This is a genomic window from Agarivorans sp. JK6 (assembly GCF_045277145.1).
Taxonomy (GTDB): domain Bacteria; phylum Pseudomonadota; class Gammaproteobacteria; order Enterobacterales; family Celerinatantimonadaceae; genus Agarivorans; species Agarivorans albus.
In genome coordinates this window covers 272,607-296,178 of record NZ_CP113525.1, presented here as the reverse complement: position 1 = coordinate 296,178, position 23,572 = coordinate 272,607, and the positions used below count along the sequence as shown (strand labels likewise).

Genomic DNA, 23,572 nt, shown 5'->3' with positions numbered 1-23,572 from the left:
ACATGTCTCAAGGTATAGTTTCTGCAGCGTATTTAATCGCTGCCCTATTGTTTATCTTCAGCCTAGCCGGCCTAAGTAAACAAGAAACCGCTCAGCGCGGTAACATCTTTGGCATCATCGGTATGGTTATCGCCGTACTCGCCACATTAGCTAGCACCCAAGTAACCGGCGGTAGCTGGATTATTACCCTAGCCATGGGTATTGGTGCCGCTATTGGTATCCGTTTAGCACTTAAAGTTGAAATGACCGAAATGCCAGAGCTGGTTGCTATTTTGCACAGTTTTGTAGGTATGGCAGCAGTATTGGTTGGTTTCTCAAGTGCTATCGACCACGGCTCGTTAATTGATTCAGTTACTGGCTTAATTGACCCAGTAGCAAAATCTATTCACGACGTAGAAGTATTCCTAGGTATCTTTATTGGTGCAGTAACCTTCACCGGTTCAGTAGTCGCCTTTGGTAAACTTCGCGGCCTTATTAGCAGTGCCCCTAAAGCCCTACCAGGCGCTCACTGGTTAAACTTAGGCATGATTGTAGTATCAATCTACCTAGGCAGTGTATTCATGGACAGCGGCTCTATGTGGCCACTGGTTATCATGACATTTATCGCTTTTGTATTTGGTTACAACCTAGTATCTGCAATCGGCGGCGCCGATATGCCAGTAGTTGTATCTATGCTTAACTCATACTCTGGTTGGGCTGCAGCAGCGGCAGGTTTCATGCTAGGCAACGACTTGCTAATTGTAACCGGTGCACTAGTAGGTAGCTCGGGTGCGATTCTGTCTTACATCATGTGTAAAGCAATGAACCGCTCGTTCATCAGCGTAATCTTAGGTGGTTTTGGTAGCGAAGGTGGCACGGTAGTAGCCAGCGATGCAGACCAAGGTGAACATACCGAAGTACAGGCTGAAGAAGTTGCCGAGATGCTAAAAGATGCTAACGAAGTAATTATCGCCCCTGGTTACGGCATGGCGGTTGCGCAAGCCCAGTACCCAGTAGCCGAAATTACCAAAAAGCTGCGTGATAAAGGCGTGAACGTACGTTTTGCTATTCACCCAGTAGCAGGTCGCTTACCAGGCCACATGAACGTATTGTTAGCCGAAGCCAAAGTACCTTACGACATCGTAATGGAAATGGACGAAATTAACGAAGACTTCGCCTCTACCGACGTAGTATTAGTAATTGGTGCTAACGACACGGTTAACCCTGCAGCTAAAGAGCCAGGCAGCCCAATTGCTGGTATGCCAGTACTTGAAGTATGGGATGCGAAGAAGGTAGTAGTATTTAAACGTTCAATGGCCACTGGTTATGCCGGTGTTCAAAACCCATTGTTCTTTAAAGAGAATACAGACATGTTGTTCGGTGATGCTAAAGAAACGGTTCAGAAGATCCTTTCTCATATCTAAGCAGATAGCTTGTTAAATATGAAAGCCGCTCATTGAGCGGCTTTTTTGTTCTTCTTGAAAGCTACTTTTGTTAATCAAAATACCTTACTCTACATTTCGGTATTTTGACGCTAATAGTTTATCTTAAACAATTAACGTTGGTGTTCGCTTCACTTACGGATTTCGCCCTGACGGCGACTTCCTTTTTCTTTGAACAGCCAAAGAAAAACTAAGGAAAAAGAAAGGCTGCCCCAGCATCATCTTCTTCCTGCGTTGCTCACTCACTGCGGCGTCAAAACAACTCGCTTCGCTCAAACAAGTTTTGCCTTTACCCGCCCCTCGCTTGCGCTACTCGGCGATGATGAGGGGGAAGGAAGATCAAGAGCCCAGCTAGCTAGATAAACAGAAAAAACTTAACACTCCCACTCTTTGCTCTTTGCTCTTTGCTCTTTGCTCTTTGCTCTTTGCTCTTTGCTCTTTGCTCTTTGCTCTTTGCTCTTTGCTCTTTGCTCTTCAGAACCATCATCTCCGCCGAGTAGCGAAGTAAACAAGGGATTAAACCGAGGACTGTTTGAGCGTAGCGAGTTTCCGAAGGTGCCCTTGTTAACGAGCAACGGAGGATTTAAGGAGATGCGGGCTGCCTTTCTTTTGTGTACTTTTCTTTGGCAGAGCAAAGAAAAGTACATCGCCGTCAAGGCGAAACTTAAACGAACAACATTTGAGGAATAGAAATACTCAACTGAGCTTACAGTGAGCATTAAAGACGAATTAAATAGAAAGTGCACTGATCAAAACAATCATACCTTTGCAAATGGTAGTATTAACAAAGGACTCATAAAAAATAGAGCTATAACCCAAAGTGAAACAGAGCTTTCTATATAAAAACTTTCGTTTATGGTTCGGTACTTTCTTCGTTTGGAGCCTAATACTTGGGGTTTTATTTGGACACCTACCACTAGAAATAGCTAGAACTCTAACAACTCTCACAGGAACACTATTCATTGCTCTTTTAGCTGGTATGGTTGCGATACACCACCTAGATATCAACGAACAGAGAAAGCTAGCTCGTGAGCAGTATCAATCTTATGCGACACTGTTATATCAGCTGCATCAAAGATATCACTCACTCGAAACAATCCACCAAACGACTTCAGAGTTAGTTAAAATTGACTGGTATTTAAGAGGGTTACGTATTCCTCACTTAATAACAGTTCCGGCTCAAGACTTAATAGACTTCTCACAATTAGCTTTTTTCATTAAAGGCCGGAATAAAAGTGAAGCGCAAAGAAACCAAGAGTTAGACTGTTTTAACGTTCCTTATATCTCAGGTCTAGATAATCAATATCATACATTGATGGCAGCAATTACAAGGCGAAATGAGCTACTACTAAAAACATTCATGCCCGTTATGGATACTAATTACCAGGGGGCAGGGGTAAGCAATGCGACTAGTGCTAACTTCAAAAAAGCCAATATAAGTTACGCTGAGTTTACAAAGTTTTTGCATCTGTCAGAAACCATAGCTGGAAGCACTGAAGAGTACCTAATTCAAATCATAGACCTTATGGATAACCTAGGAAAACATGCTAAAAAAGTGCTCTCTGAAGATATATGCGATGAATTTGGAGGATTTTTTAAGCTTGAGATTCCTGTTTCAGTAAAGGAAAGAATTGAAGCATTTAAATACAAACCATTAAGTAAGCAGGAGACAGACAAATTTCATCAAGCTGATTATCCGGCGGAAAAAAATGATTATGAGCAAATATGGTATTAGCAAACACAAAAAAGCCGCTTAATAGCGGCTTCTTCTAAAACTAACATCCCATTACCACATCAAATCATCTGGGATTTGATAATCAGCATACGGGTCATCTTCATCAATCACATCTTGGCTTGGGTCGTTAATTAGCACTACTACGCTTTCATCACGTTGAGCGATCTTTTCCGCCACAATCGTAGGGACGACTTCATAAGCTTCGCCCAGAGTAACAATGGCTAAGCGGCCGTTACTAAGCTGCTTGCGCAGTTCTTCGGTAACATAAATCTTTTTAATTAGGCCTTCATGGGTGAAGTTGTAAGCTTCTTCGCCACGCTTTCTGTCTAACATGTTCATCTCAATCAATTGCTTGATTTGAGCGGCAACGGCTTTTTTGGCTTTCTCAGCATTTTGTTGCTGAGCTAACTCGGCGTCACGTTGTTGTTGGTCAAGCTTAGCTTGCTCGGCAGCTGCTTTTACTTCCTTGGCCAAGGTGCGTGATTTTTTATTGGTTTTGCCTACTTTTTTGGCTTTTTTCTTGTCAACTAAACCAGCTTTAAGCATCTGCTCTTGCAGCGATAACTTGGCCATAGCAAATCTATACCTTTGAATTCGATGGGTGGATTTATAATGCAGCACTACGGCCACTAAAGGCCTAGATAATACGTGAAGCGGCTACAAATTTGAACCTATAGCGAACAAGTTAACCTGGCCTACTCTGCTTGTGGCGCTAGGGTTAACGACAAGGGTTGATCTTGCGGATAGCCCGACAAATCAATCTCGCTGCCATTAAGTTTTAAGCTAAAACCCTCGATTTGAGAAAAGTACAAGGATGCTGGGTGCATTACCTGCCAAGTGCGCAGATCACCCATGCCTAACCAGCCATCAAATACCACTTTATCGCGGCCATCAATAAGCAGTAATTCGGCTCGGTCGTCGGCTTCAATTTCTAGCTCTATAACTTGCTCTGGCTTTAAGGCTTCTGGTTGCCACAAATCGCTAGGAGCGACCCAATAGTAGGTTCTAGCACCTTGCCAACGATGGGGTAACTGAGCAGGTGGACGAATTGGGTAAATAGGTCGAATTGGGCGTTCAATAGGATGGCTAGGAATTGGGCGCTCTATGGGTTGCTCGGGTTTGTGTAGCTGCGCTGGGCGAGCGGCCTGTTCCGCCATACAGGCTTCGATAACGCCAATCGCTAACAGCAAAGCCAAACCTATATTACAAAGAAACCTTAGCATTTCTCGCCCCAACCACAGTTAAACCCTTGATTAGTAATAATAGCTGAAAAATTCATATATACTCTTGGTACATGATCATATTTACAGTGGTTTAAGTGGAATTAAGCAGCCTGCCCATCACCGCACTTAAAGGAGTGGGTGACAAACTTGCCGAAAAACTCCTACGCCTACATATTCGAAATGTTGGCGACTTGCTGCTGCACCTCCCCCTGCGTTATGAAGACCGCACTCGCGTATGGCCAATTAACGACTTACTGCACGGCGCGCATGTTTCGGTGCATGGCGAAATTACCAAGGTGGAAACCATTCACGCCCGTCGCCGTATGCTAACGTGTCGCATCAGCGATGGCAGCGGCAGTATTACCCTGCGCTTTTTCAACTTTAATAACGGCCAAAAGGCTGCCATGCAACAGGGTAAGTGGATGCGTTGCTTTGGCGAAGCTAAGCGCGGTAAGCATGGTTGGGAAATGATCCACCCGGAATACAGCATTGTTGCCGATCCTAGTGCACCGTTAATGGATGAAAAGCTTACCCCGGTTTATCCCACTACCGAGGGCTTAAAGCAGCTCAATTTGCGTAAACTCAGCGAGCAAGCTTTTAAGTTACTAGAGCAATACCCCTTGGTAGATTGGCTGCCGCCTGCATTACGCCCCCATGGTTTAGATCTTAACCAAGCCTTAATGCAGCTGCATCGCCCCGATCCAGATACCGAGCTCAGCCTATTAGAAGAAGGCCGACACCCTGCCCAGCAGCGTTTGGTATTAGAGGAATTAGCCGCCCACCAGCTCAGCATGTTAAAGCTACGCCAAGAGCAACAGCACCAAGCGGCCATTGCTTTACCGCTTGCCAGTGACTTAGAACAGCAATTTTTAGCCCAGCTCCCCTTTAAACCAACCAATGCCCAACAACGGGTGGTGGCCGAAATTAAAAGCGATACTCAGCAGCCACATGCCATGATGCGTTTGGTACAAGGCGATGTAGGCAGTGGCAAAACCTTAGTAGCAGCAATGGCGGCTTTGCAGGCCTTAGCTAATGGTTATCAAGTGGCACTGATGGCTCCCACCGAAATATTGGCCGAGCAGCATGCGCTTAACTTTGCCAAATGGTTCGAGCCCCTGGGTATTAAAGTTGATTGGCTTGCTGGCAAACAAAAAGGCAAAGCTCGCAACGAGGCTATGGAGCGCATAGCCAGCGGCGAAGCGCAAATGGTAGTGGGCACTCATGCCATTTTCCAAGAGCAAGTGCAGTTTGCCAAACTCGCCTTAGTGATTATCGACGAACAACACCGCTTTGGGGTGCACCAACGTATGGCCTTGCGGGAGAAAGGCGCCGCTGTAGATGGCAGCTCTACTTTACCCCATCAGTTAATTATGACGGCTACCCCTATCCCTCGCACCTTGGCGATGACGGCCTATGCCGATTTAGAGCTGTCGATTATTGATGAGCTGCCACCGGGCAGAACCCCAATTAAAACCGTGGCCCTGCCCGATACTCGTCGTGAGCAAGTGATCGAACGGGTGTATCAGGCTTGTCACAATGACGGGCGCCAAGCTTATTGGGTTTGTACCTTAATTGAAGAATCAGAAGTTCTGCAGTGCCAAGCAGCCGAAGACACCGCCGATACTTTACAAAAGCAATTACCCGATTTACGCATTGGTTTAGTGCATGGCCGCATGAAACCGCAAGAAAAACAGTGGGTAATGGAGCAGTTTAAAAACCATCAACTTGATTTACTGGTGGCTACCACCGTAATCGAGGTGGGTGTAGATGTACCTAACTCCAGTTTAATGATTATAGAAAACCCCGAACGTTTAGGTTTAGCGCAGCTCCACCAGCTACGTGGCAGGGTCGGTCGTGGCCAAGTGGAAAGCCACTGCGTATTGATGTACCACAGCCCCTTATCTAAAACCGCCAGTTCACGTTTAAGTGTATTACGCGACAGCACCGACGGTTTTGTAATTGCCCAACGCGACATGGAAATTAGAGGCCCCGGCGAACTACTTGGCACCAAGCAAACCGGTTTAGCAGAATTTAAAATTGCCGACTTAGTACGAGACCAAGCAATAATAGGTGAAGCGCAGCGCCTGGCTAAACAACTTCTTCAGCAAACACCGGTTGCTATTGAACCTTTAATTGACCGTTGGTTAGCCGGCCGCGAACAATTCGCTCAAGCTTAGCAGCGCGAGAAACTCTGTTAGTTGATGCTAAAGATCTCATCGCGGCATTTTTCCACCAAAATCTCCTGTAACCATAGGTACAAAGGATTTTGCCGATTTCTGTAGTGGAACACATAACCGGTATCATACTTCAATGCCAAACCTTTAAACTCTTCACTTAGCTGCAACTGCCTAATGCCAGGAATATCTTCTGGCGGGTAATAGGTCACGCTGGGGTAAACTAAATCACTCACCCGCAATACATCCATAATCGATCCCGGCAGTTCAGAACGAAAACCAATAGTCACCTCTACGCCATGAGCTGCCAAAAACTTTTCTGCTTCGGTGCGCGCCGCGCTCCAACCCGGAACATGAATGAGCGCAGTTGCGTAGCTTTCAAAATCTTGCGGGGTGACAATGTCGTCACCGATTGGATGAGCATCGCGCGCATAAACATAAATAGGCTGGCGCCATAAACGTCGTTGCACTAGCTCTTTCGAGCCTTCAACTGGCAATAAACACAAACCAAAATCAATTTGCCCACGCTGAATCAACTCACAAGTATCGGCTCCCCAAGTAGCCACTTGCAGGCGAAGATCCGGCGCATGCTGCTGCAATGCCACAAACAAACGCTTAGCGACCGACGCTAATAACATTGGGTGCATAGCAACTTTTAGTACGCCTTCTAACTTAGCTGGGTCAAAGTCATTATGGTGGTCAACAACGTTGGCAAGCTCGGCTAAGATGCTTGGCAAGCTAAGCGATAGCTGTTCGGCTTTTGGGGTGGCAATAAGCCCATGTTGAGCACGTACAAAAAGCTCATCTGCAAAATGCTCGCGCAGTTTTTGCAAGCTGCGACTAATCGCTGGCTGACTAACATTCATACGTTCGGCTGTGCGGCGAGTATTAAGCTCTTGCGCCAACACCACAAACACTTTTAGTAGATTTAAATCTAGCGTCTCAAAGGAACTATTGGTCACCTACTTCCTCCAGCATTATTCTCCAGTAAACCCCTTAAACATTAGCAATGAATCGCGCTAAGCTCATCATTTTTCGAAGAAGCTAGGCATTTACTGAGAATCAACACATAAACTGTGGCGGCAGGCACAAAAAAGCCGCTACTGCTTAGCGGCTTTTACGAATATAAACTCTATAACTGGTTAGTCATCTAGGTCTTTGTCGTACCAACCTCGGCTGCAATCAACCGCCCGCTTCCAACCTTTGTATAAACGTTCTCGTTTCGCCTCATCGCCATCAGGAGAGAAGCAACGATCTGGAGTATTGCTCTCGGCCAAGCTTTCTACGCTATCCCAGTAACCCACCGCCAAGCCAGCTAAGTAAGCAGCGCCTAAGGCGGTAGACTCGATCAGCGAAGGGCGTACTACTTCAGTGCCCAGCGCATCAGCCTGAAACTGTAACAAGAAATCATTGGCTACTGCGCCGCCGTCTACTCGCAATTGTTTTAGCGAAATCCCAGCATCGGCTTGCATAGCTTCTAATAAGTCTCGGCTTTGATAAGCAATCGATTCAAGTGCAGCCCGAATAATGTGGTTACGGTTAGCGCCTCGGGTTAACCCTACAATGGTACCGCGTGCATAAGGGTCCCAGTAGGGAGCACCTAAACCCACAAAAGCAGGCACTAAGTATACCCCGTTGGTATCGTCTACCTTAGAGGCAAAATATTGGGTATCGGAGGCATCGCGAATTAAACCCATCTCGTCGCGCAACCATTGAATGGTAGCACCGCCCATAAATACACTACCTTCTAGGGCGTAATTAACCTTGCCATCTAAAGAAAAAGCGATAGTGGTGAGCAAACCATGGGTTGATTTAACCGGTACTTCGCCAGTATTCATCAATAAAAAGCAGCCAGTGCCGTAGGTGTTTTTTGCCATGCCTTTGCGATAACACTGCTGACCAAATAGCGCCGCTTGTTGGTCACCAGCGATACCGGCGATAGGAATACGCGTTCCACCTTTACCGCCAATATTGGTTTGGCCGTAGATTTCCGAACAGGCTTTCACCTCTGGCAGCATTTGTTTAGGCACACCCAGCATATCTAACAACTTGTCATCCCATTGCAAGGTATGAATGTTAAACATCATGGTGCGAGAGGCATTGGTATAGTCGGTAACATGCACTCGCCCGTTAGTTAGCTTCCAAACTAACCAGCTATCAACCGTGCCAAACAGCAAGTCACCCGCTTCGGCTTTTTCGCGAGCACCTTCTACATTATCTAAAATCCACTTTAGCTTTGAGCCAGAAAAGTAGGCATCTAAGATTAGCCCTGTAGTATCTTGAATATACTCTTCCCAGCCTTGCTCTTTTAGCTCTTCACATAATTTGGTGGTGCGGCGACATTGCCAGACAATGGCATTATAAATAGGTTGGCCGGTGTTTTTGTCCCAAACAATGGTAGTTTCTCGCTGGTTGGTAATGCCAATCGCAGCAATTTGATCACTACGGATACCGGTTTTTGCCAAAACCTCGGTTAAAGATGCACTTTGGCTAGCCCATATCTCCATGGGATTATGCTCTACCCAACCTGATTTTGGGAAAAACTGGCTAAATTCGCGTTGTACGCTGCCAACAATTTCAGAGTCTTGGTTAAAAATAATCGCTCTTGAGCTTGTTGTGCCCTGATCAAGGGCAACTATATATCGTGCGGTGTCCATTGATATTACGGTTCCAGATTAGCATTTATGTCTATTATGCTCGAAAACGAACATTTTAGAACATTTTTTTAACCAAAGCGTGACAAAACTTTAATTTCATTTCAGCAATTTCTCTAGAAAGCTGCGATGCACTTTGCGGTATCGCTTTGTTAACCGTGACAAAAACTGCATTTTAAGTAGACTTATGACTGCGCTATAAAATGTATACCAATAAGAGAAACCCAGTTGTGAAGCAGACTCAACGCCATCAACAAATCTTGCAGGTGATAAAAACCCAAGGCTTTGTGGCTACCGAAGAATTAGTAGAATCACTTAATGTAAGCCCGCAAACCATTCGCCGCGACCTTAATGTATTGGCCGAACAGAAGCTGATTCACCGCCACCATGGTGGCGCTTCGTTACTATCAAGTAGCGTAGTGAACGACTCTTATTCCAGTCGAAAGATCAAACAACATCTTGAAAAAGAAAGCATTGCTCAGAAAATTGCCGAGCAAATTCCTAATGGCGCATCGCTGTTTTTAGATATTGGTACCACCGCTGAAACGATTGCAAGAGCCTTATTGGAACACCGCGATTTACGCATTATCACCAACAATATTCATGTTGCATCACTACTAATGGTTAAAGACGACTTTAATGTGATTATGGCCGGCGGCGCGTTGCGTAATAAAGATGGCGGCATAGTGGGTGAAGCCACCATCGACTTCATAAAACAATTTCGCTTAGATTATGGGGTAGTTACGGTTAGCGGCATTGATTTAGATGGTTCGCTACTAGATTTTGATTACCATGAAGTAAGGGTGACTCAGGCCATTATTGCCAGTTCTCGCAACGTTATTCTTGCCGCAGACCACAGTAAGTTTGGCCGTAATGCGATGATTAACATTGGCAATATCGCGCAAATTGACCAATTATATACCGACCGGCCTGTGCCACAAGACATCAGCGAAATCCTTAAACAACAAGATGTACAGTTAACACTTTGCCCTACTCAGTTAAGCAGTTAAGCGCTTGCGCAGCAGTTCACCAAGAAAACCTTTATAGCTGGTAGCCTGTTCGGGGCATAGTTGCTGCAACTGTTGGAGTTCTGCTTGGCTAATCTTGCCGCCCTCGCCATGAGCCAATAAGTAATTATCAACTTGTAGCTGGCTAAACCTTTCAATTGAGCTTCGATATTGACGAGGACTGCTGATCGGAAAGGGACAAATCAGCTTTCCTTTAACCCGCAATATACAGTCGGCCACATACAAGGTCTTAGTCGCTGAGTGATAAAGCGATAAGTCACGGTCGGTATGGCCCGGAGTGAACAACACTTGCCAGTCTTCAAAGCCTGGTAGGGTTTGGCCGTCTTTTAGTCGATGCGTAAACTTGAGTGTTGGCGAATACCATAAGTTAGCTTTAGCGCGCTGATGACGCCTAGCCACATAATGAGCCAAGGCTAAATCCATTAAGTGATTACACCTTCCAGCAATACCTTGATACCACTCGCCGGGGTGCTCTGCACCTGCAATAGAAAGCTGGTAGCGACGCTGCAAATAACTGGCACCGCCGGCATGATCTGGATGCATATGGGTTACCATCACCAGTTCTAGTTGGCTGAGTGGTCGTGCTAACTGTTCACAGATAAAACGCTTAAGCATTTCAACATCAGCGCGGCAACAGCCATCCAGCAAGAGCAATTTGTTCGGATACTCAATCAAAAAAATATTCTGAATATAGCCTTCCAACTGATGGATCTTCATAGCTTACCGCAAACAATTGTTAACAAGATGTAACAGTTTAGAGCAAATACTCCACGCAGACAAATCTAGCCGACAAGCTAAAAAGCGCGTTTTGCACATTTTTTTTACATCGGTAATTGTTTTTTGATCACAAAATGCTCTATTATGCTCGATAACGAAACAAAACGAACTTTATTGAAAGGATCGCTCAACATGGCACAAACAAATGACCCGCATAACTTCGACCTAATAGTCATTGGTGGTGGTATCAACGGCGTGGGCATAGCGGCAGATGCTGCTGGCCGAGGGCAACGCGTTGCTTTGTTCGAGCAAAACGACCTAGCCAGCGCAACCTCTTCTGCTAGCTCGAAACTGATCCATGGTGGCCTGCGTTATTTAGAGCATTATGAGTTTCGTTTAGTGAGCGAAGCCCTTAAAGAGCGTGAAGTATTGCTAAATATGGCTCCTCACCTTGTTGAGCCGATGCGTTTTCGTTTGCCACATCGCCCCCACCTACGCCCTTGGGTATTGATACGCATGGGGCTTTTTCTGTACGACAACCTAGCTAAACGCGGCACACTTCCTGGTTGCAAGGGCCTAAGCTTCGCTCAAAGTGATGTACTAAAAAGTGATATTACCAAAGGCTTTGAATACTCTGATTGTTGGGTGGATGATGCTCGACTGGTGATTAGTAATGCCTTGTTAGCAGCTAAACACGGCGCGTTCATTGCGCCACGCCAACAAGTAGTAGCAGCCAAACGCGAAGCCAAGCATTGGTTGGTAGATGTAAAAGACATGCAAACAGGTATGCAACAACAGTATCGCTGCAACACGCTAGTTAACGCAGCTGGTCCTTGGGTTCAGCAGTTCATTGAAGAGAACATGCAACAAACACCACCACGCACCATTCGCCTAGTAAAAGGCAGCCATATAGTGGTGCCGAAAATTCACGACGAGCCGCAATCCTACATCTTACAGAACACTGATAAACGCATTGTGTTTGTGATCCCTTATCAGCAGCAATACTCGTTAATTGGCACTACCGATGTGGAATATCAAGGCAACCCCTCAGAGGTGGCTATTTCCGACAAAGAAGTGAGTTACTTGTGTGATGTAGTAAACCAGCACTTTACTAAGCAAATAGCGCCAAGTGATGTAATTCATACTTTTTCTGGAGTACGGCCACTTTGCCAAGATGAGTCAAACGATCCTTCGGCAGTTACTCGTGACTACACCTTAGAATTAAGTGATGAAGTAGAAGGGGCTCCACTGTTATCGGTATTTGGCGGCAAGTTAACCACTTATCGAAAACTGGCCGAAGCGGCCTTAGAAATGTTGGCTCCCCGCATTAACGATCTAGGTCCAGCGTGGACTAAAGCCTCTTTCTTACCTGGCGGCGCCATTGGCGGAGATATTCACTCTTATATTAAGCGGCAACAAGCCAACAGCGATTTACCCACAGGGCTAGTAGCCCGCTGGTGCATGCACTACGGTAGCCAAGCCGAACAATTAATACACAATGCTAAGCAGCAGGGCTTAGGTGAGCTATTTGGCGGAAACTTGTATCAATTAGAAGTCGACTACCTGTGTGAGCAAGAATGGGCCTACCGAAAAGAAGACATTTTGTGGCGCAGAACCAAACAAGGTTTAGCATTTACCGATGAACAGCAGCAGCGTTTGCAAGATTATTTGCATAACAAGCATCTTCAGCAGGAATCGTTAGAAAACACCGCTCAAGCAAGCTAGTTGGCATTAACCATACCAAGCCTGATTGCTCCGCTCTCAGGCTTGCTTGTCTAAACAAAAGCGCTTAACTTACACTTTTTAGCACTTCGTCAATATTGCACTGGTTATTCTGATAAACCGTTTCGGCTAAAGCTAGCGCTTCTTGTTTGCCACTTTCCTGCTCGACAGCATGTAAACCCATAGATGCCTCACCCAAACCGTAACCAAGTACCGTTAGAAATGCTGATGATTCCCGACTTATTTGCTCATCTGGCATGTGCGCAACAATTTGCGCTAAGGCTTGTCGTTCATCTTTATCATGAATATAAGCATGCGCCGCCAAACAGCGCGCACTGCTATTGGCCATATCAACCGCCAGTTGCTTTTGCTCATTGCTTAATTGCCCAGCCGAAGCCGGTAAGGCCAGTACCAAGCTAGCGCTTGCAGCAGTCACCAATGTTAGAATCTTATTCATCACTAATACCCTATACGTTTATGAATTAAGCAGCGGAATCAAATTCAACTGCGTAAGGCTAAAGGCCTTAATGCAGGCATTGTTACACAACAGCGAGTATTGATTAGCTAGCGAAAATGGTTTGCATCGTTGCATAAATTGGAACAAGTAGACTAATTCAAGAAAGCACTTACAAAAAACACCGATATTTACCTAATCAACACACAAGACCGACGTTTGAGCCTTTCAATAAACCCGCAGCACGGTTAGACTTCATCCACTTTGGTATAGATATGCTGACCGAGAGTCATGGAACAAACATTTTTACCCCTAAGTCGCCCAGCGATTGAACAACAAGAAATCGACGCAGTGGTTGAGGTACTTAAATCCGGTTGGATTACTACCGGACCAAAAAACGCTGAGTTAGAAAACGCCATAAAAAGCTATACCGGTGCCGAGCACGCCGTAGCGCTAAGTAGCGCCACCGCTGGTTTGCACCTCACTCTGGTAGCTTTAGGCATTGGCCCTGGCGATGAAGTGATTACCCCTTCAATGACTTGGGTTTCAACGGTTAACCTCATCACCTTAATGGGTGCAAAGCCGGTATTTGTTGATGTTGATGCAGATACATTAATGACCACGGCAGAGCGCATTGAAGCGCAAATCACCAATAAAACCAAACTGATCATTCCGGTTCACTATGCCGGCGCCCCACTCGATTTAGATGCCATTTACGCCCTTGCGGAACAATACAATATTCCCGTGGTCGAAGATGCTGCACATGCTATTGGCTGCGAATATAAAGGTCGACCCATTGGCCAAACCGGTCACTGTATTTTCTCCTTGCACGCAATAAAAAATGTAACCACAGCAGAGGGCGGCATTTTTACCACTAATGACGCCGAATTAGCTGAGCGGATTCGTCGCCTTAAGTTTCATGGCTTAGGCGTAGATGCCTTTGATAGAGAAACTCAGGGGCGAGCGCCGCAAGCTGAAGTGATAGAGCCAGGCTACAAATACAACATGCCAGACATTTGTGCCGTGTTAGGTTTAGGTCAAATGCAGCGCTTAGCCAGCATCACAGCTCAGCGCCAAGCCTTAGTTGCTCATTATCGAGAGTTACTAAACGATGTAGCGGGCATTACGCCAATGAGCGTGCCCAGCTATACTCATAAGCATTGCTGGCACTTAATGATAGTGAGAGTAGAGCCGAGTATTTGTGGCTTTGACCGCGACCAGCTCATTAGCATGTTAAAACAACAGGGCATTGGCGCTGGCATTCATTTTAAAGCCTGCCATAGTCAAAAGTATTATCGAGAGAATTATCAAACTAGGTTTGGTGAGATTAACCCAGATTTAAGTAATACCGAATTTAACAGCCAACGCATTTGTTCGCTGCCATTGTTTCCAGGCATGCAACTAAGTGATGTTGAGCGCGTAGTTACTGCAATCAAACAAAATATTGGACCTTCTCATGAGGCATAAGCAAGACATCAATTTTGTATCCATTGTGATACCGGTTTACAACGAAGCCGATAGCTTACAAGAGCTAATCACTCGCACTTGTGCAGCTGCTGACACCATGGGTAAAGACTATGAGTTGCTGCTGGTTGACGATGGCAGTAAAGATAACAGCGCAGATCAAATTGAAGCAGCTGCAGCCCAAGAAGGCAGCCATGTGGTAGGCATTATTCTTAACCGCAATTATGGCCAGCATAACGCGATTATGGCCGGCTTTGAACATGTACGCGGCGACTTGATTGTGACCCTCGATGCCGATTTACAAAATCCACCAGAAGAAATCCCTAATTTGGTGGCGAAAGCCGAAGAGGGTTACGACTCGGTTGGTACGGTGCGCAAAAATCGCCAAGACAGCCGTTTACGCCGTTACCCTTCAATGCTGATCAACAAGATTGTAAAACGCTCCACGGGCGTAGAGATGAATGACTACGGCTGTATGTTACGAGCTTATCGTCGCCACGTAGTGGACGCGATGTTGCAGTGCCATGAGCGCAGTACCTTTATTCCTATTTTGGCTAATGGCTTTGCTCGCCACACCGTTGAAATAGATGTGGAACATAGCGAGCGCCAACAAGGCGAATCAAAATACAACATCATGGGTTTAATTAACCTAATGTTTGATTTACTGACCAGCATGACTACTGCCCCATTAAGAATGCTTAGCATCATGGGTGGTGCAATTGCCGCACTAGGTGGCCTATTTGGTTTAGTGTTACTTTTCATGCGCCTAATCTATGGCGCGGAATGGGGTGTTGACGGGGTATTCCCGCTATTTGCTCTATTGTTTATCTTTATTGGTGCTCAATTTGTTGGCCTAGGTTTATTAGGCGAATATATTGGCCGAATATACTCCGACGTAAGGGCAAGGCCACGCTACTACGTACAAGATGTGCTGGTTGGCGAAGCAACCAAACAGGCCCGTGACAACGACGTTAACGCTGATAACAACGATAACTAATTTACCTATTACAGTTAAGGAATAAGCCATGAAAGCAGTGGTGTTTGCCTATCACAACATTGGTTGTGCTGGTATTAAAAGTCTTCTCGATGCAGGTGTAGAAATCGCCGCAGTGTTTACCCATTTAGACGATGGCAACGAAAATGTCTTTTTTGAATCTGTAGCTAAGCTAGCGGCACGTAACGGTATTCCAGTATTTGCACCGGAAGACGTAAATCATCCATTGTGGATAGAAAAAATTAAGGCGATACAGCCTGAGGTATTCTTCTCATTCTACTACCGCTCAATGATCAGCCAAGCAGTACTAGAGCTAGCACCAAAAGGCGGCTTTAACCTACATGGTTCACTATTACCACGCTACCGTGGTCGCGCACCGGTAAATTGGGCGCTATTAAACGGCGAAACGGAAACTGGCGTAACCTTACATGCCATGACCAGCAAGGCCGACGCTGGTGACATTGTTGCTCAAGAAAAGCTTAGCATTAATGCTGACGACACTGCAGCCACCTTGCATAGCCGCTTAACCGAGCTAAGCAGCCAGCTATTGGCAACTACCCTACCGCAATTAATCGCTGGTACTCACAGCTTAAGTGCACAAGATGAGAGCCAAGCCACAGTATTTGGTCGCCGCACTCCTGCAGACGGTGAAATAAAATGGGCCGACAATGCGCAAACTATTTTCAACTTATGTCGCGCAGTGACCGAACCCTTCCCTGGTGCCTTTACCTTTTTAGGTGAGCGCAAGGTGATTTTTTGGAGCACCAGTGCCAGCGAACAAGAGTTTGATGCAACGCCAGGTACCATTGTAGCCACCGCGCCATTAACCATTGCTTGTACTCAAGGTTCTCTGATTGTAAATGCAGGTCAAACCGAAAATGGTTTGTACTTAAATGGCGAACAACTAGCAGCTGAAATGCACTTAGTTGCCGGCATGCGCTTTGGTCCACAAGCCAGCGCTGTTATTGCTGCAAAACGCCGCCAAAAAGTGCTTATTTTGGGTGCTAACGGCTTTATTGGTAACCACTTAACCAAGCGTTTATTAGACGACGGTAAATACGAAATTTACGCCATGGACATGAGTGCTAACCAAATTGAACAGCACTTAAGCCACCCAGATTTCCACTTTGTAGAAGGTGATATCACCATTCATAACGAATGGATCGAATACCACATTAAGAAGTGTGACATTGTATTGCCACTGGTAGCGATTGCGACTCCGATTGAATACACCCGTAATCCGTTACGTGTATTTGAATTAGATTTTGAAGAGAACTTAAAAATTGTTCGTGAGTGTGTAAAGTACAACAAGCGCATCATCTTCCCGTCTACCTCTGAAGTATACGGCATGTGTACCGATGATGAGTTTAATGAAGACACTTCACCGCTAATTACAGGTCCAATTAACCGTCAGCGCTGGATTTACTCGACCTCTAAACAGTTATTAGACCGAGTTATTTGGGCTTACGGCAAGAAAGACGGCCTTAAGTTTACCTTGTTCCGTCCATTTAACTGGATGGGCCCACGCTTAGACAGCTTGAACTCAGCACGAGTTGGCTCTAGTCGCGCGATTACTCAGCTAATTTTGAACCTAGTTGAAGGCACACCCATCAAGTTGATTGATGGCGGCGAGCAAAAACGTTGTTTCACTGATATTTCTGAGGCCATTGAAGCCTTGTTCCGGATTATTGAGAACAAAGACGACTTATGTGATGGACAGATCATCAACATTGGCTCGCCAGACAACGAAGCCAGTATCAAGCAAATGGCTGAAACTTTGGTTGAGAAGTTTGATGCTCACCCACTGCGTGAAAAATTCCCACCGTTTGCCGGCTACCATTTGGTAGAGAGCAAAACCTTCTACGGTGACGGCTACCAAGACGTGCAGCATCGTCGCCCAAGCATTCGCAACGCCAAGCGTTTACTTGATTGGGAACCAAGCATTATGATGGAAGACACCATCGAGGAAACCCTCGACTTCTTCTTAAAAACAGCTGTTGATGAGTAATAATGAGTTCGAAAGACACCATTAAAGTTGGCCTTCGTATAGATGTTGATACTTTTCGTGGCACGCGCTTAGGCGTGCCCAAGTTATTAGACATCTTTCAACGCCACAATATTAAGTCGTCGTTCTTCTTCACCGTTGGACCCGACAACATGGGGCGCCATATTTGGCGCCTTTTGCGTCCTGCTTTCTTGAAGAAAATGCTCCGTTCAAAAGCGGCCAGCTTATACGGTTGGGATATTATCTTTCGAGGCACCTTTTGGCCTGGCCCTGTGATCGGCAAAAAACTTGCCTCGGTGATTAAAGATACCGACCAAGCAGGTCATGAAATTGGCTTGCACGCTTGGGATCACCACAAGTGGCAGATGAAAACCGACAGCATGTCGCAAGCCGAACTCGGTAAGGAAATCCGTAAGGGTTATCAACTGCTTGAAGAAATCACCGGAAAAGACGTGCAATGCAGCGCAGTAGCCGGTTGGCGCTGTACCGAAACCACCCTAGATGAAAAAGAAGCCTTTCCATTTCGCTACAACAGCGATTGCCGAGGTGAATCTATTTTTGTTCCCAAACCAGGAATGGCACCACAAATTCCAGTTACTTTGCCGACTTACGATGAATTAATTGGCCAAGACGGCGTAGACGAAAGCAACTACAACCAAGCCATTCTTGATCGAATTAAAGCTGATGCCTTAAATGTTTACACCATTCATGCAGAGGTTGAAGGCATTGTTTGCGCAGAGATGTTTGAGCAGCTGATTATTAGTGCTAAACAGCAAGGCATAGAGTTTGTACCGCTATGTGAGTTGTTAGATCAAGATTATGTAACTTGGCCACAAGACAGCATTTTAAATATAGAAATGGATGGGCGCGAAGGCTGGTTAAGTCATCAAGCCTCGGTCGTTCGCCCTCATACCAGTTAAACCAGGAAGTACCATGCGCCACTTACGAATTAACCTAGCTACTTGGGTGCCGATATTCTTTATCATTTTGTACCTATTACCTTTGGGTCTGCGTGATCTTTGGTCTCCCGATGAACTGCGTTACGCTGAAATCTCCCGAGAAATGGTAAGTAGTGGCGATTGGGTAGTTCCTCGCTTTAACGACTTACGCTACTTCGAAAAGCCAGTAATGGGCTACTGGATGAACGCGGTCTCACAACTTGTTTTTGGCGAAACTAACTTTGCGGTGCGTGCCGCTTCAGCCTTTAGCGCTTTAGGGGCAGCTTTTTGCATATTTTTGCTGCTCGCGCGCTTTGCCTCTCGCCCGGTTGCTTGGTTAAGCTCCGGCATTTATTTGAGCATGTTTATGGTGTCTGGTGTGGGCACCTACAGCGTATTAGACAGCATGCTTAACCTTTGGCTAACCGCCAGCTTTACCGCCTTTTACTTTGCCATTCGCAGCGAAGAGCTGCGGCAACGGGCCAAATATTATGGTTTGGCCGGTTTTTATTGTGGCTGCGCAGTACTTACCAAAGGCTTTTTAGCACTAGCTTTACCTGTGTTAGTGGTTGTTCCCTATATGCTTTGGGATAAGCAATTTAAAACCATTTTGAAATGGGGTTGGTGGGTAATGCTGCTGGCCGTTTTAGTTTGTCTGCCATGGGGCTTAGCCATTCATGCAGCAGAACCAGACTACTGGCACTACTTCTTTTGGATTGAGCATATTCAGCGCTTTGCGGCAGACAACGCTCAGCACTCGGCGCCTGTTTGGTACTACCTGCCATTTTTAGCGGCTGGCGTTTTACCTTGGTTATTTTGGTCGCCCAGTGCAATTGGTCACTTAAAAGGCCAAATGCACTCGCCATTGTTACGCTACGCCTTATTGTGGGCGATATTGCCGCTGCTATTCTTCTCCATGGCTAAGGGCAAACTCGCTACCTATATTTTGCCAATAATGGCACCGCTGGCGATCTTGTTTGCCTTTGGTATTCAACAGGCTTTTGCCAAATCCTGTAAGGGTTTAACCTGGGGAAGCTGGTTAAATGCCATTCTATTTGCACTACTTGCCGTTACCACCTTGGTGCTGCATTACGCAGGTAAACTGCCCTTAGATGCCGAAGAAGCTTACCGCCCATGGTTGCTATTTAGCATCTTTGCCTTTTGGTCGGCCATGGCCTTTTTGGCCATTAAAGCCACCAGCTTAAACGGCAAAGTTGCCAGCTACATGCTAATGCCTTTGGGTCTATTCATGCTAGCTTGGGCAACCTTCCCAAATGTAAGTATCTACTCAAAAATGCCGGCTAAGTTTATGCAGCAAATCTCGCATTTAGTAGAACCCAATACGGTGTTAGTAGCCGATTATCCCGATACCATGTCAGCGTTTAACTGGTATTTTAAGCGTGAAGACGTCTACCTAGTCGGTCAAAAAGGCGAAGTGCGTTATGGCTTAGAATACCCAGATGCCCAACATCGCTTTATCGAAACTAGGCACTTAGCTGAATTTATTGAGCAGCAACGCCAGCATGCGCCAGTAATGGTTTATTATCGCGATAAGCCGGATATGGATGGCACCTTACCTGAGACCACCGAGCGTATCGACAAAGGCCGCTATACCATCCTTTATTATCAAGCAGCAGCTGACTAAATTATGCTTAATATAATGCTGATCGTGGCGTCTATTGGCTGTAGCTCGTTAAGTCAGTATTGGCAGAAACGTGCGGCCTTGCTGTTTGCCGCTCAACCAAATTTAAGCACGCTCGAGAAACTACTGTCTAAGCCTTTATTATTAGGCATTATTTTCTTGGGCTTGGGCGCTATTTTTTGGCTAGGAGTATTAAGCCAGTGGGACGTATCGGTTGCTTATCCGCTGTTAAGCAGCAATTTTGTCATCATGTTGCTTATCTCCAAGTTTGCATTTAATGAAACGGTTACTCCGCGTCAGTGGTGTGGCGTGGGGCTGATTGTATTAGGTGTCGCCTTTCTTGGTGGCGTGGAACAGTTTTTATGAAAAGCCATCCGCAAAGTGTGGTGCTAGCCTTACTAAGTGTCGTCTTTATTTCGCTGGCTCAGTTAGCTATGAAATGGGGCATGACCCAATTAAGCCTGCAATTTCCAAGCTTGCAGGAGCTTTGGTATGCAGCGCAATATAGTGCTTTAGTCACGGATTATTTGCCTTACTACATTAGCGTAGTAGCTGGTTTAAGCTTTTATGCCTTATCAATGCTGTGCTGGGTAATGGCATTAAAACACCTGCCTCTTTCACTTGCTTACCCCATGCTTAGCTTAAGCTATGTTATCGTGTATGTAGCAGCCATTAGTTTACCTTGGATAGGCGAAGCATTTAGCTGGCCAAAGGCTCTAGGCATAGTGCTGATACTAGCAGGGATCTTTTTGGTATTTCCGAGCAAAAAGGCCAAGCAAAATTAAGCGCGGTGTTTGTTGCGCCTTTATGTAAAAGGGGTGAAGCCTGCGCTGTTAAATATGTGAATACTCAAGTATTGTTGGATAGATACGATAAGTTATTAATAAGTCGCATGGAGTTTGCGCCAATATGAAACGCTTTTTCGACCTGCTTGCCATTGTTTTTTTACTGTTGCTGGCAACTTCGGTCTTTTTCTTATTCTCTTTCCATCCTGATCGCTATAAAAGCGATTTTTTGCATTGGTTCAATCAGCAAAGCGACTGGCAACTTAACTACAACAATACACAATGGTCACTCAACAAGCCTCTCAGTATAGAGGTATTTGACTTAGAGCTCGCCAAATCTGGCCAAGCAGCCATGCTCACTAAACAAGCTAAGTTAAACTTTGCCTTGATGCCTTTGCTGCAGGGTAAAATTCAGATAGATAGCCTGCTACTAGAACAACCACAACTAGCGCTTACCCAACAACTGTTTAGCCAAACAGCAGACAGCAGCGAGCCCACCGAAGCCAACAACATCAGCTGGTTAAACGCAGTTAAGATCAATCAGCTATTGCTCAAAGACGGCGACTTACTATGGCAAGATCAGCAACAGTCTTACCGACTAGAACGCTTTGAATTAGCTATAGAAGACTGGCAGATTGATCTTAACGAACCCGCGCTAAGCCATTGGCAATTCACCTTGCATAGCTCAGCACAGCGACTTACAACCCCGTGGCAAGACATCATGTTGCCACAGCTAAGCCTTGCCTACGGCCAGCAGCAGTTAGTGATAGAGCACATCGGTGCCGATCTATTACAAGGTTCGGTTTATGCGTCAGCCGAACTGAGCAATAAGCAACTCACCATACGCGAGCTCGCTTTAAACAACTTTAGACTAGAGCACTTTGCTCCAGAACCTAGTGCTCAAGAAAATCAAGCTGCAGCCCCATCAACCAGTGAGCAAGATTGGTTAAATAACTTACCTGAGCTTGCTTGGTTAAGCAGTATTCAAATTGACAATTTATTACTAAACCAACTTAGCTTAGCCACTCAGTTACAAGGCCACAATGTGGTGCTGAACAAACTAACGGCAGAGCTAGAAAACATAGCCAGCCCTTGGCCTTACCAAGCCAACAAACTGCGCGGCGAATATGCTTTTATTGCCGATGAGTTAGGTATTGACCACATTCAATTCAGCGATCTTACCGCTAGCGGACAAATAAGCGATGGCCTATTTGCCGTAGATGCCTTACGTAGCCAGCTATTTAAAGGGCAGCTAGGTTTGTCGTTAAGTTATCAATGGCAACAGCAAGCGCTGACTCTCCATCAATTGCTGCTAAGCAATAATGAAATTCCGATCCAACCCAATTGGTTACCTGTAAGTGACAGCACTACAACAAGCAACCAAGAAAAAAGCGCTACTAAAGCCCCTGCACCACTACAACAGCTAAACATTGAACAACTTGAGTTGCAGCAAGTGAAGCTGCTGTCTTACGCTGATCAACTTCCCTTTTCAGCTACCGGTTTAAATGTTGAACTGCGTCAACTGCAAGTAATTCAAGATGGTCAGTGGCAAAGCATTGACCAACTTTGGCAGCCACAAAGCCAAGTGTTTATTGAAGCTCCAGAGCTGGCTTATCGCGGTATGCTACTCAGCCATGTCAGCTTCGACTTGGGTGCAGACCAAGAGATTGGTTATTTTAACTTGTATGGTGAGCTACCCTTAGGCCAATTTGAGTTACAGGGACAAGCCTTGTTAGATCAAGAGCACAAACCTTGGCAAGCTGAAATCTCAGGCCTATTGCTCGATATTAGCCCACTGGCGCGCTTAGCCAATAATCGCCAATTTAACTTAGTGGGAGACTTAGAGCTTGCGGGAAAGTTAAGGGGTAAGCTCAATGACTTTGGCTCAAGTATTGATGGCTCGATTGATTTTCACAGTCAGTTAATTCAACTGCCAGGTGCCGATTTAGAAGTGACCCTCGACCAAATTATTGAAAGCCCGCGGCAGTATTATGAAAAACCCAATCCTTTTATAGCCAGTGGCTGGCCGGTGTTTTGGCAAGATCCGCAAAGCTTGCCTAAAGGCATCACCCAATTTACTAACTTGGCGCTACGCGCAGAGTTAGAGCAAGGCAAACTAAGATTAGCTCCTCAAGAATTATCCGGACTACGTTATGGACTCACCCTAGCGGGTGAAATTGACCTAGCGAAGCAACGCTACAATCAACTAAAGCTTGTAGTAGCCGACCAACCTTGCTGGCGTTTAGTTCACACGGTACATGGTGCTTGGAGCAAGCCCCAAGTAAGTTTTGATCACTACCTTTCGCCTCGCCGCTTCTCAGTTGATCAGCAAGACTTTACCCGAGCTCCCAGCATACCGCAGTGTCGTTACCCGTTAACAGAAGAAAGCTTGCAGTAACAACGATTCACTCGCTTAACGTTGCCAAAGCCAGTGACATAGCATGTTCGATAAAGCAGTCGCGCAGCGGATTTTGACTGCTATCTTTGCGCCATACAAAGTTAAAGCTTCTGCGCATATCTAGATCTGGTGTATTTAGAGCAATCAGCTCGCCCGCTTATATCGCTTGCTCCACACTATGTTTACGATTTACTCGTTTAGTGTTGCCAAAGCTAGTG

The 23,572-nt window shown here is 45.8% G+C and carries 19 protein-coding genes; 13 read left to right on the top strand and 6 right to left on the bottom strand.

Annotation, left to right across the window (positions count from 1 at the left end):
• Positions 1-2 precede the first annotated feature (2 nt).
• Both pntB and OV592_RS01340 read left to right on the top strand, forming a co-directional pair.
• Positions 3-1,403 (top strand): Re/Si-specific NAD(P)(+) transhydrogenase subunit beta, encoded by a 1,401-nt coding sequence (gene pntB, locus OV592_RS01345; RefSeq protein WP_406610149.1) that lies wholly within the window; start codon positions 3-5, stop codon positions 1,401-1,403.
• Between the two features lie 838 nt (positions 1,404-2,241).
• Entirely contained in the window at positions 2,242-3,156 is a 915-nt protein-coding gene (locus OV592_RS01340) for a hypothetical protein (protein WP_406610148.1), read from the top strand.
• A 51-nt stretch (positions 3,157-3,207) separates the two neighbouring features.
• Here OV592_RS01340 and OV592_RS01335 read toward each other — a convergent pair whose 3' ends face one another.
• Positions 3,208-3,729 carry a DUF2058 domain-containing protein gene (locus OV592_RS01335; RefSeq protein ID WP_221075631.1) on the bottom strand — a complete coding sequence of 174 codons (522 nt, stop codon included), beginning with the start codon at positions 3,727-3,729 and terminating at the stop codon, positions 3,208-3,210.
• 122 nt (positions 3,730-3,851) lie between these two features.
• Positions 3,852-4,379, bottom strand: coding sequence for a RodZ domain-containing protein (locus tag OV592_RS01330; RefSeq protein ID WP_016399861.1), 528 nt, complete (start codon positions 4,377-4,379; stop codon positions 3,852-3,854).
• 95 nt (positions 4,380-4,474) lie between these two features.
• On the opposite strand from OV592_RS01330, the gene recG reads away from it, so the two are divergent.
• Positions 4,475-6,556: an ATP-dependent DNA helicase RecG gene (gene recG, locus OV592_RS01325; protein WP_406610147.1), complete on the top strand. Its 2,082-nt coding sequence runs from the start codon at positions 4,475-4,477 to the stop codon at positions 6,554-6,556.
• 17 nt (positions 6,557-6,573) lie between these two features.
• Here recG and OV592_RS01320 read toward each other — a convergent pair whose 3' ends face one another.
• A complete protein-coding gene (locus OV592_RS01320) occupies positions 6,574-7,515 on the bottom strand; it encodes a LysR family transcriptional regulator (RefSeq protein ID WP_016399863.1) in 942 nt (313 codons plus the stop codon).
• A 180-nt stretch (positions 7,516-7,695) separates the two neighbouring features.
• Positions 7,696-9,210, bottom strand: a complete 1,515-nt coding sequence (gene glpK / locus OV592_RS01315; RefSeq protein ID WP_016399864.1) for a glycerol kinase GlpK — start codon at positions 9,208-9,210, stop codon at positions 7,696-7,698.
• Positions 9,211-9,437: 227 nt separating this feature from the next.
• Between glpK and OV592_RS01310 the strand changes: the two genes are divergently transcribed.
• Positions 9,438-10,217, top strand: coding sequence for a DeoR/GlpR family transcriptional regulator (locus OV592_RS01310; protein WP_406610146.1), 780 nt, complete (start codon positions 9,438-9,440; stop codon positions 10,215-10,217).
• Here the strand turns inward: OV592_RS01310 and OV592_RS01305 are convergent.
• A complete protein-coding gene (locus tag OV592_RS01305; RefSeq protein ID WP_406610145.1) occupies positions 10,206-10,952 on the bottom strand; it encodes an MBL fold metallo-hydrolase in 747 nt (248 codons plus the stop codon). The genes OV592_RS01310 and OV592_RS01305 overlap by 12 nt on opposite strands.
• 192 nt (positions 10,953-11,144) lie before the next feature.
• On the opposite strand from OV592_RS01305, the gene glpD reads away from it, so the two are divergent.
• Positions 11,145-12,677, top strand: coding sequence for a glycerol-3-phosphate dehydrogenase (gene glpD / locus OV592_RS01300; RefSeq protein ID WP_406610144.1), 1,533 nt, complete (start codon positions 11,145-11,147; stop codon positions 12,675-12,677).
• A gap of 64 nt (positions 12,678-12,741) precedes the next feature.
• Here glpD and OV592_RS01295 read toward each other — a convergent pair whose 3' ends face one another.
• Positions 12,742-13,131, bottom strand: coding sequence for a hypothetical protein (locus tag OV592_RS01295; RefSeq protein WP_040306589.1), 390 nt, complete (start codon positions 13,129-13,131; stop codon positions 12,742-12,744).
• 288 nt (positions 13,132-13,419) lie between these two features.
• Between OV592_RS01295 and arnB the strand changes: the two genes are divergently transcribed.
• The 8 genes from arnB (at position 13,420) to OV592_RS01255 (ending at position 23,354) form a co-directional block, all read left to right on the top strand.
• A complete protein-coding gene (gene arnB, locus OV592_RS01290; protein WP_406610143.1) occupies positions 13,420-14,595 on the top strand; it encodes a UDP-4-amino-4-deoxy-L-arabinose aminotransferase in 1,176 nt (391 codons plus the stop codon).
• Positions 14,585-15,589: an undecaprenyl-phosphate 4-deoxy-4-formamido-L-arabinose transferase gene (gene arnC / locus OV592_RS01285; protein WP_016399870.1), complete on the top strand. Its 1,005-nt coding sequence runs from the start codon at positions 14,585-14,587 to the stop codon at positions 15,587-15,589. The genes arnB and arnC overlap by 11 nt, the downstream gene beginning before the upstream one ends.
• Before the next feature lie 28 nt (positions 15,590-15,617).
• Complete coding sequence (gene arnA / locus OV592_RS01280) at positions 15,618-17,594, top strand: bifunctional UDP-4-amino-4-deoxy-L-arabinose formyltransferase/UDP-glucuronic acid oxidase ArnA (RefSeq protein ID WP_406610142.1); 1,977 nt, start codon at positions 15,618-15,620, stop codon at positions 17,592-17,594.
• Positions 17,595-17,596: 2 nt separating this feature from the next.
• Positions 17,597-18,511 carry a 4-deoxy-4-formamido-L-arabinose-phosphoundecaprenol deformylase gene (gene arnD / locus OV592_RS01275; RefSeq protein ID WP_406610141.1) on the top strand — a complete coding sequence of 305 codons (915 nt, stop codon included), beginning with the start codon at positions 17,597-17,599 and terminating at the stop codon, positions 18,509-18,511.
• 13 nt (positions 18,512-18,524) lie between these two features.
• Positions 18,525-20,174 carry a lipid IV(A) 4-amino-4-deoxy-L-arabinosyltransferase gene (gene arnT / locus OV592_RS01270; protein WP_406610140.1) on the top strand — a complete coding sequence of 550 codons (1,650 nt, stop codon included), beginning with the start codon at positions 18,525-18,527 and terminating at the stop codon, positions 20,172-20,174.
• Between the two features lie 3 nt (positions 20,175-20,177).
• Positions 20,178-20,537, top strand: a complete 360-nt coding sequence (locus OV592_RS01265; RefSeq protein WP_016399874.1) for an EamA family transporter — start codon at positions 20,178-20,180, stop codon at positions 20,535-20,537.
• Positions 20,534-20,956 (top strand): 4-amino-4-deoxy-L-arabinose-phosphoundecaprenol flippase subunit ArnF, encoded by a 423-nt coding sequence (gene arnF / locus OV592_RS01260; protein WP_406610139.1) that lies wholly within the window; start codon positions 20,534-20,536, stop codon positions 20,954-20,956. Before OV592_RS01265 ends, arnF begins: the two co-directional genes overlap by 4 nt.
• Positions 20,957-21,080: 124 nt before the next feature.
• Complete coding sequence (locus OV592_RS01255; RefSeq protein ID WP_406610138.1) at positions 21,081-23,354, top strand: AsmA-like C-terminal region-containing protein; 2,274 nt, start codon at positions 21,081-21,083, stop codon at positions 23,352-23,354.
• Positions 23,355-23,572 lie beyond the last annotated feature (218 nt).